The following is a 13,958-nucleotide window of genomic DNA, read 5'->3' on the forward strand; positions in this document are numbered from 1 at the left end:
TAGAGTAATCTGCTCCTAAAGCATCTCAAGTGTTGACAGCGAATACTTCAGCTTAATTTCGGAAAACCATGAACGCAACTTGGCAAGAAATGACCCAGGTGATAGTAGTTGGTTTGTCCATCAGGGGGCAGCAATTTTTGGCACAATCGCCCAATCTGCAACTGAACCAACCAGCAGTCAATCAAGGAATCGATTATGTACAAGGAACTTTCCAGCAGATAGTTGCGTTTTTACCCCGTTTACTGGGGGCAGTGGCAATTTTGTTGGTAGGTTGGCTGATTGCCGCGATCGCTGCGGCAGTGACGCGGGGAATTCTCAATCGCACTAATATAGATAACCGCATTGCCGCAGGGATTACGGGGCGTGGGGATAGTGGGCAACTTCCCCAAGTAGAGAAATTAATCTCCAGCTTAGTTTTTTGGATCATTATCCTATTAACGGTTGTAGCCGTATTACAGACACTACAGCTAGAAGTAGCTTCTAGACCTCTAAATAATTTTCTCGATCAACTTGTTGGTTTCTTGCCCAAGTTGGTAGGTGCAGCAATCTGGTTGGGTGTCGCTTGGATATTAGCTACTATCGTTAAGCTGCTGACAATCAGCGGACTACAGGTGTTGAGGCTAGATGAGCGTTTAAATCAAGAAACGCAAAACGATACACTCAGCCTTGATCAGTTCTCTTTGAGTCAGACAATTGGTAATGCCCTGTACTGGTTCATCTTTTTACTGTTTCTCGTCCCGATACTGGATACTTTGGGACTACAGCAAGCACTACAACCAGTACAAGCTCTGATTACGCAGATTCTCTCAATTCTGCCTAATATCTTAGCCGCAGGACTAATTGCCGCAGTCGGTTGGTTTATCGCTAATGTGGTGCGGCGGATTGTGACAAACTTGTTGGCAACAACTGGAATTGATCATTTAGGCAGCCGATTTGGACTATCCTCATCTGCGGGGTCGCAATCTTTATCGACTATTGTCGGCACAATTGTCTATGTTTTGATTTTGATTCCTGTAGCGATCGCAGCGCTCAATACTTTAAAAATTGATGCGATATCAGTCCCAGCGATCGCAATGTTACAGCAGGTTCTCAACGCCCTGCCAGCAATCTTTACAGCTGTGGCAATTTTGATTGTTGCCTATTTCATCGGGCGGTTTGTAGCGGATCTGGTCACTAGCATCCTTACCAGTTTGGGCTTTAACAATATTTTCACTGTACTGGGTGTACCAGCTCCTACCAGACGAATTGTAATTCCAGCAGAACCAACAACGTCACCTGAGATACCAACTCGCACTCCATCAGAAATTGTTGGCATTATTGTTTTAGTTGGTATTTTGCTGTTTGCAACGCTGACAGCGGTAAACATCCTGAATATTCCGGCGCTGACAGCATTAGTAGGTGGCATTTTGATAATATTTGGGCGGATATTATCTGGTTTGGTAGTATTTGGCATTGGTTTGTTTTTAGCAAATCTGGCTTTTAACATCATTACCAGTTCCGGTGATCCTCAAGCCCGAATTTTGGGTCAAGTAGCGCGGATTGCAATTATTGCCCTAGTTTCTGCAATGGCATTGCAACAGATTGGAGTTGCCAGTGATATTGTAAATTTAGCTTTTGGACTTTTACTCGGTGCGATCGCTGTTGCTATTGCCTTAGCTTTTGGTTTAGGTGGTCGTGATATTGCACGTCAGCAAGTCCAAGATTGGCTAAATTCTTTCCAAGCTAAAAAATAAAATCTATACATCTTGGAAAGATAGCCGCAAGTATTGGGAGTGTAGAAAGATTTTCTACAATTTGGAATTAAAACTTGAAGATTAAAACTTTGAACTTGGAACTTTGAGTATCAAACTTAAAATTCCAAGTTCAAAGCTTCAATTTTCCCGTGTTTAGGTAGAGTGTTAACAAAAAGTAGATTATGCCAGGAAGAGAAAAAATTAATAAAGATGTTAAATACAGTATACAACTTTAAAAGTATAGAATTCTATCCGATTCTTATAGAAAATAATACTGAATTAAAAAATTTGATTTGGCAAACAAGGTATTGGTTTAGCGTATTAGCAGCCTCAACCCATTTACGTTTAATAAATTTTCGGTTAAATATGTTTTTTGTAGAAGAAAGAAGATTATACCTTAATAGATAAGCTTTTATATTGGACTGTAGATTATTGTGAATGGTTGATATCTAACTAAAATAAATTATAAAATAGATTGAGCAGGTATTAACTACTTGTAACATAATATGAATTAAGACCACTAGTCATTACGATGTAAGACTAATGGCCAAATATTGTGAAGTACCTTGTAAAAATAGGTTAAAAAAGTTGCAATTAACTTGAAGTCTTGAAAGATGATATTGTTGCGGCTGAAGTTTTAACTTATTTTTACATGATGCCTCGATTACAAATTCAACAGAGGTAAGCTGATGAACAGGATTGTATGGATTTACAAACCTATTTATCGCTCTTGTAGATAGAAAATTAAGATTATCTAGGCTTGATAAACTTAGGTAATCTAATCTATCTATTGTTTCAAACTAAGGCTTTCTTACGAAAAAGTTAGCTTGCCTCTAGGAGTTCCTGCTGGAAAGTCTTTATCTAAAGCATCACCATTGTTTTGACCTTTTGTTAAAACTTCAACTTCGCCATATATGGTAAGTTGTGGCTGAGTATAAGGTTTCTTATTAGAAGTCATGGTTTTCTCCTTTGCAGTGTGTTGTTTTTTAGTACTAACTCGGTTCAAAATAAAAGCAATATCTGAGCGAGAATAAGACTCACTATTTTGATGTGAGTTAATACTTTTGCTTAAGCACATTGCCAGAATATATTAAACAAATTTGAGTTGGGATGTATCGTAAGAAATAACTTATTCTAGAAAATGTGCCTTTTGTTACACGACTATAAGTTTTTGAATAAAACTTTGTGTATTAGTGGTTAAAAAATAATTTTATTAACCCCCAAGATACCAAGACACTAAGTAAAATAAATTGCTAATCGGTGATAAAAGCTAGCCTGAACTAAGGTATGACTTAACGGTGAGAATATTTCAACTTGTGAAGCAATTCATCTTTAATGCGGTTGAGAATTGAAGTTTCATCTAGGGTTGCTAAAATGCGCCCGATGACTGCTTTAGGGCCATCAGACCCCCAAGTTGCGCCATTAGCTAAGTAAACTTTGGTAACTTGTCCAATGCCATAAGAAGAAACACCAGCTACGCCTGCTTGAGTTAATGCTACTGAGATATAAGGGCCGATCGCAATCCCAGCTGTAGCTGTTGCAGAGATGCCAAGTAAAGTTTTTAACCCACTCAATCCCAAGTTTGCTAGTAGTTCACTAACACCAATTCCACCCATACTTAAAGCAATTTTTTGTAGCAATTGTACAGCACCACTTTCACTCATCGGGATGCCATAGAGTTTAGATAACCCCAAAATTAGAGCAATATCAATTACTACGCTGCTAAGGATATCTACAACAGTAACAGGATTAAGAGCGATCGCTACTGCCTTAGTCATCACAGCCTTCCAAATCATCTGATTCGCATTCTGTTCTCGAATCATCAGTTTTCGCTGCACCAATTGCTCATTCACACTATCGGCATAAAGCATGGTGTTGAGGGCAACTAAGGCTTTGCCTTCACGGTGCAAAATCTCCAAAATTTTCAGCTTGAGTTCGTCGACTTGGGCTGTACCTGTACGCAATTGCACACCCCTAGTGCCATCAGGGCGACGTATCGCCGTCTTTACCAATGGTGATGCCGCTGCCATGACAATTTCTAGAGGTGTGAGTAATTCCCTTACCCTTTCATCCCGGATTTTTTGGTAAATTGCCATCCGGTCTGCTTCGGGATATTGGTCTACTTTGTTAAACACTAAAATTATCGGTTTACCAGCTTCCCGCAACTGAGAAAGGGCCTCGTATTCTATCTTCGTCATGTCGCCAGCAATGACAAATAAGATTAGATCCGCCTGTTTTGCCACCTGTTCTGCTAATGCCGCACGAGTATCACCATCTACTTCGTCTAAGCCAGGAGTATCAATTAATTCCACCTGTGATTGACCTCCCGCAGGTAAAGTAACTCGCAAAGCGCGTTCAGTTTCTCCAACTGCCTCTTCACTAATACTCCAATTCACTCGTTGTGCAGTACGCGTCACACCATGCAAAGGCCCGGTTTCAAATACCGTTTCTCCAACCAATGCATTGAGTAAAGAAGACTTGCCACGCCCCACCATACCAAAAGTAGCTATCTGCACCACCATACGGTCTAACTTTCCCAGCATAGTTTCCAAATCAGCAATTTCCGCCTCCAATCCGTCTTTTTCTTGGGGAGTCAGGTCAAGGCTGGTAACTAAGTTTCGCAGCGCCGTTTGTGCTTGTTTGTAGTTGAGTTCACTCTGAATATCTTCAAAACTGAAAATGGCGCTATCAAGTTCTTCTTCCCATTTGAGAGAATCTGCATCAGTGTTGGCTGAATCGCTGTGATGAGGCTCGGGCAACGGCAATGTGGAAGTCATATCAATTTGAAATTTTAAATTTGGGATTTTATTATTAGCCCCGTTTTCTATCCTAGTTATTTTTAGGCAAGGTTTGAGGAGTCGGGGAGCAGGGAGACAAACGGAATAAATACTGAGCAATGACTTTTGGCTCTTGATTCTTGTACAAACGCGATTCATCGCGTCTGTACTCCTAATTCAGCACGCTGCTCAAGCCCCGCTTCCGCTAACAGAATTCAGCACTCTCAATGCCCAATGACCAATACTTCTCTACGAGAGGCTGCGCCCTAAGCGTACCTATGCCGCAGGCTTTACGACTTATCTACGAGACCGGAGGCGTTAGCGGAGCTTTCGCTTTAGCGATACGCTCAGTACAAGTAACAAATGACAAATGACCACTGAACAAATGACTAATGGCTAACAAAAAGTCCTAAACTGAAAAATGCACCTAGTATTGTTAGGATCTTGACTAAATCACCTGTGCGGAAAATCGTTATTGCCGGTAACTGGAAAATGTACAAAACCCAGGCAGAAACCCAGGAGTTTTTACTAGGATTTCTGCCCTACTTGGAGGAAAGGCCTCAAGGGCGAGAAGTAGTATTGTGTCCTCCTTTCACTGATTTAAACCTTTTGTCTAAGAGTTTGCATGGCAGCCTTATACAACTGGGGGCGCAAAATATTCACTGGGAAGAATATGGAGCCTACACAGGGGAAATTTCTGGCCCTATGCTGACAGAAGTCGGTGTGCGTTATGTAATTGTCGGTCATAGCGAACGACGGCAATATTTTTCTGAAACTGACGCAACTGTCAATCTACGTCTCCAAGCTGCTCAGAGGTATGGTTTGACTCCGATTCTCTGTGTAGGCGAAACTAAACAAGAACGAGATGCAGGAGAGACGGAAGCAGTGATTACCAGCCAAATACAAAAAGGCTTAATAGATATTGATCAGGATAATTTGGTAATTGCCTATGAACCGATTTGGGCAATTGGTACTGGTGACACCTGCGAAGCAACGGAGGCAAATCGGGTAATTAGCTTAATTCGCAGCCTGTTGAGTAATCCGAATGTATCAATTCAATATGGTGGCTCAGTCAAACCGAATAATATTGACGAGATCATGGCTCAACCAGAAATTGATGGCGTCTTAGTTGGAGGAGCGAGTCTGGAACCAGCGAGTTTCGGTCGAATTGTCAATTATCACTAAATTTAATGCATGAGGAGTCAGGAGTAGAGACGCGATTATACTCTTACGAGAAGCCGCTCTTCGAGCGTCTACGCGTCTGTACAGGAATCAGGAGTCAGAATAATACAGCAGTTTGCAAGTAAAGTAAGTACAGTATCTGAGTCTAAAACCCAGATATAAAGACTTTTTTACTTCTGACTGCTGAATTCTGAATTTTGCTGTATCAATTTATTCTGAATTCTGGGTTCTGATTTCCAAGTAAGAAAGTATTTATGCCAAGTAATTTGATAATTCGGCAACGCTGTTTTGAGTGGGGACAGCGGACTTATCTGATGGGCATTTTAAATGTCACGCCTGATAGCTTTAGTGATGGCGGGGAGTTTAATACTACTTCTGCGGCTTTAGCACAGGCACAAGCGCTAGTAGCTGCTGGTGCTGACATTATAGATGTAGGTGGTCAGTCAACTCGACCAGGGGCAAAGCAAATAACTCTGGCAGAAGAACTTGAGCGCGTATTAACAGTGTTGCAGGTTATCCGACCAGAAATTTATATACCGATTTCTGTAGATACAACTAGGGCTTCTGTGGCAAAGGCTGCTGTAGAAGCTGGAGCAGATATAGTTAATGATATTTCTGGCGGCACTTTTGACTTAGAAATGTTGTCAACAGTAGCGAATCTGGGTGTGCCGATTATTTTAATGCATATCCGTGGAACCCCAGAGACAATGCAAAAACAAACTGATTATCAGGATTTGATTCCAGAGATTTATAGTTTTTTGGCAAGGCAAATTGGGGCTGCAACAGATGCGGGCATTGACTCAAAGAAAATTATTATTGATCCGGGAATTGGCTTTGCTAAGAACTATGAACAAAATTTAGAAATTTTTCGCCGCTTGCGATCGCTTCAACCACTCAACTGTCCTATCTTAGTAGGGCCATCCCGTAAAGGTTTCATCGGTCAGATTTTAAATCAACCAGATCCGAAAGCACGAGTCTGGGGAACGGCGGCGGCGTGTTGTGCTGCTATTTTTAATGGCGCTGATATTCTCCGAGTTCACGATGTTTCACAAATGCGTGATGTGTCGCAAGTAGCCGATGCTCTCTTCCGACAAGAAGTGCAGCGTCAATCTTAGGTATTGCCATTTTCGGATTTTTTGCCATTACCTTCAACAATTGCCGAATCGGCAATCAATTCCTGAAACATTTCAGTTGAGTTGGCTGGGTCTACAAAGACAATTTTGGCATTATTGCTTTCACCAAGCTTTTGGCTAGCGTCTACATAATCTTGGGCTACAAGATATCGCAGAATATCCTTACTTTCAGGATTGGAACGTAAAGCTTGAGCAATTATTTGCACTGAAGTCATAGTTCCTTCAGCTTTCTTAATTGCGGCTTGTCTTTCGCCTTCTGCTTCTACAATCACAGCGCGGCTTCTAATTTCAGCCGCCCGCTGTTCTTCCATTGACCTCCGCACACTTTCAGGGAGTGTAATACTCTGAATATCCAAGCGCATAATCTCAACACCCCAATCTACCGTGGTTTGATTGAGTTGGTCTAAGATTGCTCTGTCCATTTCCGCTCTAGAGATATTGGTCTCATCCAAGGAGTTCTGAGCAATAATTTCCCGGAGGGTAGTTGTAGTCAGATTTTTTAGCGCTTCTTGCAAATTATCAATTGCGTAAAAGCTTTTCTCAATATCTCTGATGCGCCAAAACACGACAGCATCAACTTCGAGGGAGATATTATCTTTAGTGATTGCGTTCTGAGGCTTAATGTCTAAAATCTGCTCGCGTGTGGTATCTTCCATCACAATCTGATCGACCAAGGGAACTATAAAGTTGAGTCCGGGTCTAAGTTTCCGATGATACCGTCCCAGACGTTCCACTAGGGCTTCATTACCTTGATTAATCAGTTTTGCCGAACCCAAGGCATAACCTATAAGGGCTAAGACTATAGCAATGATTGGCTCCATATATGCTCCTATTCAGCTTTTGGAGATTTAATTTAAAGGACATGGTACTACCTTGTCCTACTTCAGTCTAATGTTTTGAATCTGTAATTTTATGAACACCAGCTGTGATGTCTGTAGACAAGTCCCTGGGTGTCTTGTCAGGCTTATGTAAGCAGCACAGTTTAGCGGAATGCGATCGCTATTAAAGCACCTTGATAACAAGCTGGCAAGGAGTACTTTTGCCACTATCTTTACTTACATGATTAGTTGTCATTTACACGGTATGCCTGAAAATTAAATTTTCACTTATAAATATCTTGCACCATTCTCAATAAATCGTATGGTGGGCAATATCTCCAACGTAAAAATAAGGGTTTGAGCGCAGAGGAAGCATTGCCCTCCTACACAAATCGCAATAAAACATTTGGTGCAACACGTGAAACTCCATACCTAAAGGCTTCAGATTAAATCATAGTCCGTGGAGAAATTTAACTTTAACCTGTGACAAATCGCTTTATGGCTAAACTCAACCAAGGTTTGATATTTGCTGGTAAATCAGAATTCAAACGTAGGGGTAATTCTGGTGTAGAAAAGGATTGACCGTAAGCTGATGTCAGAAATGGTTGGTAAATCTTAGCTTCTGGTGTGAGTTGTTTAATAAATGCGAGAGTCACACCCCGCATCAATAGGCGCAGAGAATTAGTTTCTTCGCCTCGCTTTTCTGGGACGATGGTGGTAGCTGCACTCACGGGATATGCCGGATCGGTAATACTTAAGTGAGTAGCACCAATGGCAGTTAATAAATACTTAGAACCTCGCAACTGGGTAAAAGGTTCTATTTGATGAGTCAGGGATGGGGTAAGAGTGTCTTCGGTTCCGGTTAAGATTAATACTGGGTTGGTAACTTTGGTAAGACCATTTTTACCAAACAGTTTCCCGACTAACGGATTGAGAGCGATCGCACTTTTGACTCGCTCATCTTTCAACTGTAATTTTTTCTCTTTTAAACTAGCTGCGGCACACTGTAACCAATCAGCAGGGGAGTCGCCAACCGAAAGAGAAGTTTTGCAAAATTGCCGCAATGCTTCTAAGTCTAACTCTCCACCCACTAAAGCTAAGGCGGTATAACCTCCTAAAGAATGACCAATGACAGTTACTTTCTCAGTGTTGAACTTTCCTTGAAGTGGCCCTGATTGAATATTTAGTTTTGCTAGTTCATTAAGTAAAAAGCTGATATCTTTTGGTCGGTCAATAAATTCCCTAGCTGGTAGGAGTTGCGACAAGTTGACTTGATCTGAGGCGTTATTGACAGCGACAGCGTTACTACCAGGATGTTCAATTGCTGCTACGGTGATGCCGTGAGAAGCTAAATGACGCGCTAAATAGCTAATAAATCTGCGGTCAGATCCAAAGCCGTGGGAGATGACTACTAGTGGTGCTTGCACATCATCACCCCTACTCCAATAAATTTCTACTGGAATACTCCGGTTGCGTTGTCTGTCTTGTAAGGTGAGTGTGTTTTGCTCAACTGCTTGTTTACCCATCGCAGCTGGATCAAACGCAGGTTTAAAGGGTGTATCACTTTTTACTAATAACTCCCGTTCTAACAAACTGCCAAGGGCTTGACTCTGGAATTGATTGGCATTGAATTTCACTGCAAGTTGGAGAGCTTGAGTTGCGTCGACGTTAACATTCTCTTCTGGGTAAGCTTGCAAGAAACCAACTACACTCAAACCATTGTATTGACGCAGAGCAAGGTTAAGAGCTGTTTGCAGACTTTCTACCGTACTCCCAGGTATTGCCCCTCCTAAGGATGTAATTAATTGTTTGCCTTGTGGCGATCGCACCAATTCATCAACGAATTTGTCTGCAAATGCTGGATCTACTCGCAGCCGCTGATTTAATAATTCTCGTACTTGCGGCGTTAATAAAGAGCTATAGATTTCTAGGTTTTCTGGGAGTTTACCAGTTTTGGCAAATTTTTCTAAATCAGCGATCGCTAGAGATTGCTGAAATGGCCCGAGGCGGATAGTAACTTTTTCTGCTGCTAAAGTTGAGGAGATTCCCACGCTCAAACTCATACCCAAGGTCAAACTGTAGAGTAATCCTTGTAATAAAGATGCCTTAAATAGATGTTTGCCAAACTGAAACTGCATAGAAGTTACCCTTACTGGGAAAAAACCGATTATCAGCACCTGGGAAAATTCACTGCTGACATCTATTTTAGGTTAACCCATTTTTTCTTTTACAATTGATATAGCAATCCTCAAGCATTTATAAAAAACTAGATTCCCAACTTATCAAATAAGCTGGGAATCGGTGGTTTTCAAATCTCACAAATTAAACAGGATTGCTATAGCTTTTTTAAAAAAATAGACCTAATTTTCAACTTGCGTATTTCATAACTTGATTATCATTTTTTTCCGTTGAGATGGAATGATAATGCAAGACTGGGGCGGGAAGTGTTGCCCAGCATCCCCAGGTTGCAGCCTTATCTAAAATCCTGTGAAGAACCTCACAACATTTATAAATGTGCCTAAAATCCCTGATATAGGACTGATAGTATCACTAGTTTTAGCTATGCCATTACGGCTAACTATAATAACATCATTATTACGGAGTATGGGATTAGTTTGCTCATTAATTCCTTGAGCAAAATCGACTTTGACTTCGCGTTTAGTCACAGAACCATTAGGGTTGAGCCGAACTAAATCTACAGTAGCTCTGCTAGCTCTATTATCGTTGAATCCGCCCGCAGCCAGTAGTGCTTGGTTTAAAGAACTATTAGGTTGAATCTCTACAGCTCCTGGTTTTTTAACTTCGCCTACCACACCAACTTGAATGCGTGTAGGAGATAAAGTAGTAGTAGCTAATTGAGTCGCTTCTGCTACGTTGATCTCAGTGGCCGTAGGAATAACAATTGTATCTCCGTCTTGCACAATTAAGTCTTGATTGATATCACCACTCTGCAATAGTTGCCAGAGATTGATATCTATAGTTTGTTCTGTACCGGCTCTTGTCGGTCGGCGGAGTTTGAGAGTCCGAACATCAGCTTGTGGTGTAATTCCCCCAGCTAGTTGAATTGCCCGCGTAATAGTTGGCAGTCCAGTACCTGTAGCTCCGCCCGCCTGCCCATCTGTGCTACCTGAGCTCACCAGGTACGAGCCAGGACGATTAACTTCACCCACAATCGCTACTGTACGGGGTGTACTTGGGCTGGCGGCAAAGTTAGCGGCAGCTATATTGCGTGCTGTCGCCAAGTTGAATGTAGTTGCTGTTGGCACGATTATTGTGTCACCATCCCGCAAGGTAATATCTTGCGTTAATGAGCCTGTTTTAATCAGTTCCTCCAAGTTGAGGGTGACTACTTGCTCTGAAGAACGTCCTATCTTACGCCGTAATTTGACTTGAGTCATATCCGCGCTTCCAAGTGTCCCCTGCGCTGCGGTGAGCGCAGCTAAGACAGTGGGATATTGTACACCTGGATTGTCTCCTGCGCCTCCGCTTAAACTCAGAGTATAAGCTCCTGGACGTGTTATCTCTCCAGCAACGAAAACATTTATGGGACGAGGTGATAATAAGTTGACTGAGATTAAAGGACGCTTGAGAAAGCGAGAGTATCTTCTAGCAATTTCATCAGCAGCTTGTTCGGTTGTTAATCCCAAAACGGATACACTGCCAATTAAAGGTAAGTTGACTGCTCCCCCAGGAGGTACTTGATATTCACCCGTATATTCTGGTACTTCAAATACATTTATGCGTATGCGATCGCCACCTCCTAAAGTGTAATTAGTATCTATTTGTGTAGTTTGTGTAGTTGGGATTGCTTGAGTAGGTGGTAATGTCTGATTTGTTCTTGGTATTGGCGAGTTTGGTCTTGTTTGTGTAATTGGTGTTATCTGTGTAATTGGTGATATTTGTGTTGTTTCTAATACTGTTTGTCCCTGAGCTAGGCTGGCAGACGGCACAGCCACATTGACAGCTGTTAACAAAGCTGCACCTGTAACGGGCTGAGTAAAGAATTTCAACAAACTTGTTTTAAGCATATTTACCTGAGGCTCTGAGACTATGGTCGGTAAAGTATTGTCTAAACATTTTAATTTTGACTATACTGAAGTATTCGAGTTCCCTGACACTCTTATTTTCCTAGAAAAGTGTATTATTCCGGAGAAATTTTCTTAACTGAATTTGAATTTTTAATGAAGTTAATTTGAAGCTAAACTTGCTTATCTATGAGGAATAGAAAAATAGATTATAGGAAAAAGTGTCTGTTCTGCAACGATATATCTACGAATAAAATTTTATTAATCAAGTCAATTTTATTGCTATTAAACTCTAATTTTAAATATAATAGAAGTATTAATTGTTGCCTAGATTGTTCTCAACACTATTAAGTTAGCTAAATAATAAATGGTTACTGATATTAAATTAGAAGTCAAAAGACCAAAAAGTCTATAGCTTTTAACTTGGTGTGATCTTGCCAGTTGCTTTTAATCAACTGGACTAGTTAATTTAATTTGTTGGATAAAAAATTCTTCTAAGGAATAACGAGATAAGTTCATCGCTACAATTTGTCCTCCCATTAAACGGAGACTAGCAAGAAAATCATAGTAATCGTCTTGTAGTGTACCTTGCCACGAACCATCAGGCTGAAATACTAGTTCGGGTATCCATTTTTTCAGAATTTCCCAGTCACCGCCTTGACCTTTAACATGATATGTGCTGCTGTTACCTAAGAGTTCATTGAGAGAACCAGAACAAATTAATTCACCTTGGGCGAGAATGGCAATGCGATCGCAAATTTGCTCTACCTCACTAAGAATGTGGCTGTTGAAAAAAATCGTCTTACCAGCGGCTTTGAGTGACAGAATAATTTCTCGCATTTGATAGCGTCCCACCGGATCAAGCCCAGACATTGGTTCATCAAGAAAGACTAAATCTGGCTCATTAATTAGCGCTTGTGCCATACCGACACGCTGTAGCATTCCTTTAGAATAACGGCGCAGCAGCTTTTTTTGGGCATCAGCTTGTGATAAACCCACCAATTCCAGTAATTGGGGAATGCGCCGACGTTGGACACTTCTGGGAATTTGGAATAACCCAGCTGCTAGCTGCAAAAATTCCCAGCCAGTGAGATAGTCATACAGATAGGGATTTTCTGGCAGATAGCCAATGTTTTGTTTAACACTGCGATCGCCCAGCGGCTTACCTAACAATAAGCCCCGCCCAGAGGTAGGACGAATAATTCCCAGCAAAAGTTTTAAAAGAGTAGTTTTACCAGCACCATTTGGCCCCAGCAAACCAAAAGTTTCCCCTTGGTAGACTGTTAAAGAACAGTTTTTGAGAGATACAATTTTTTGATTCAGCCAAAAGCCACTACGGTAGACTTTTCGTAACTCAGAAGTTAGCACTACCGGCGGAGTGTCTTTCGTATTCAGTTGATAATTCGGGTCATCTGCAACAGACTTCATCTCGTTTCAATGACTAACTTGATAGTAATAGGTTACACAGTACGCTGATAATAACCATCACTATCTCGTGTGTCAATTGGGGATTGAGAGTGTTGAGTGCTGAGTGCTGAGTTAGTAGTTAGGAGTTAGAAGTCATAGTTATTCTTCTTGCCCTCCTGCCTCCTACAAAACGCCTTTAGAACTGGGAATTGTGCCAGCACGACGGGGGTCAATTTCCACGGCTATCCGCATTGCCCTAGCAAACGCTTTAAATGTCGCTTCAATGATGTGATGGGAATTAATACCATCCAGTTGCCGAATGTGTAGTGTCATTTGGCTGTGGTTCACCAATCCGACAAAAAATTCGCGTGTTAATTGGGTGTCATAGGTTCCCACGCGCTGAGTAGGAATTTGCAAGCCATAACTGAGATGAGGACGACCAGAAAAGTCTAGCGCTACCTGAATTAAAGCTTCATCCAGCGGTGCAAGAAAGTTACCAAAGCGGACAATACCTTTTTTGTCACCTAATGCTTGGTTCAAAGCTTGCCCCAAGGTAATGCCTACATCTTCATTGGTGTGGTGGTCATCAATTTCCCAGTCTCCCTTAGCTTGGACATCTATATCAATCAGCCCGTGGGAAGCAATTTGATGCAACATATGATCCAAAAATGGAATGCCTGTTGCTGCTGTACAAGTTCCTCTACCATCTAGGTTGATAGTAACTTGCACATCAGTTTCACCAGTGGTGCGGTGAACAGTGGCAATACGAGGAACTCTAGTTGACTGTTCGTAGTTTGAGGAATTAACTTGACGATTGGTTGTTTGCATAGTTAATAGGGATTAGGGATTAAGGATTAGGGCTAGGGACTAGGGACTAGGAACT

At 41.5% G+C, this 13,958-nt stretch carries 10 protein-coding genes; 3 read left to right on the forward strand and 7 right to left on the reverse strand.

Annotation, left to right across the window (positions count from 1 at the left end):
- Window positions 1-68 precede the first annotated feature (68 nt).
- Complete coding sequence (locus WKK05_RS20000; protein ID WP_341524845.1) at window positions 69-1,733, forward strand: mechanosensitive ion channel; 1,665 nt, start codon at window positions 69-71, stop codon at window positions 1,731-1,733.
- Between the two features lie 811 nt (window positions 1,734-2,544).
- Here the strand turns inward: WKK05_RS20000 and WKK05_RS20005 are convergent.
- Window positions 2,545-2,691: a hypothetical protein gene (locus WKK05_RS20005; protein WP_341524846.1), complete on the reverse strand. Its 147-nt coding sequence runs from the start codon at window positions 2,689-2,691 to the stop codon at window positions 2,545-2,547.
- Window positions 2,692-3,025: 334 nt separating this feature from the next.
- Complete coding sequence (locus WKK05_RS20010) at window positions 3,026-4,510, reverse strand: GTP-binding protein (RefSeq protein ID WP_341524847.1); 1,485 nt, start codon at window positions 4,508-4,510, stop codon at window positions 3,026-3,028.
- A 459-nt stretch (window positions 4,511-4,969) separates the two neighbouring features.
- On the opposite strand from WKK05_RS20010, the gene tpiA reads away from it, so the two are divergent.
- Complete coding sequence (tpiA, locus tag WKK05_RS20015; RefSeq protein WP_341524848.1) at window positions 4,970-5,695, forward strand: triose-phosphate isomerase; 726 nt, start codon at window positions 4,970-4,972, stop codon at window positions 5,693-5,695.
- A 251-nt stretch (window positions 5,696-5,946) separates the two neighbouring features.
- Entirely contained in the window at window positions 5,947-6,807 is an 861-nt protein-coding gene (folP, locus tag WKK05_RS20020; RefSeq protein ID WP_341524849.1) for a dihydropteroate synthase, read from the forward strand.
- Here folP and WKK05_RS20025 read toward each other — a convergent pair.
- From WKK05_RS20025 to hisB, 5 genes are all read right to left on the reverse strand, one after another.
- On the reverse strand, window positions 6,804-7,646 hold the full coding sequence (locus WKK05_RS20025) for an SPFH domain-containing protein (protein WP_341524850.1): 843 nt from the start codon (window positions 7,644-7,646) through the stop codon (window positions 6,804-6,806). The genes folP and WKK05_RS20025 overlap by 4 nt on opposite strands.
- 473 nt (window positions 7,647-8,119) lie before the next feature.
- Complete coding sequence (locus WKK05_RS20030) at window positions 8,120-9,781, reverse strand: alpha/beta hydrolase (RefSeq protein WP_341524851.1); 1,662 nt, start codon at window positions 9,779-9,781, stop codon at window positions 8,120-8,122.
- 339 nt (window positions 9,782-10,120) lie between these two features.
- Window positions 10,121-11,671, reverse strand: a complete 1,551-nt coding sequence (locus WKK05_RS20035; protein ID WP_341524852.1) for a polysaccharide biosynthesis/export family protein — start codon at window positions 11,669-11,671, stop codon at window positions 10,121-10,123.
- Between the two features lie 444 nt (window positions 11,672-12,115).
- Window positions 12,116-13,096 carry an ABC transporter ATP-binding protein gene (locus WKK05_RS20040; RefSeq protein ID WP_341524853.1) on the reverse strand — a complete coding sequence of 327 codons (981 nt, stop codon included), beginning with the start codon at window positions 13,094-13,096 and terminating at the stop codon, window positions 12,116-12,118.
- A 162-nt stretch (window positions 13,097-13,258) separates the two neighbouring features.
- Window positions 13,259-13,903, reverse strand: coding sequence for an imidazoleglycerol-phosphate dehydratase HisB (gene hisB, locus WKK05_RS20045; RefSeq protein ID WP_341524854.1), 645 nt, complete (start codon window positions 13,901-13,903; stop codon window positions 13,259-13,261).
- Window positions 13,904-13,958: the final 55 nt, after the last annotated feature.

The sequence above is a fragment of the Nostoc sp. UHCC 0302 genome (assembly GCF_038096175.1).
In the GTDB taxonomy this organism is placed as follows: domain Bacteria; phylum Cyanobacteriota; class Cyanobacteriia; order Cyanobacteriales; family Nostocaceae; genus UHCC-0302.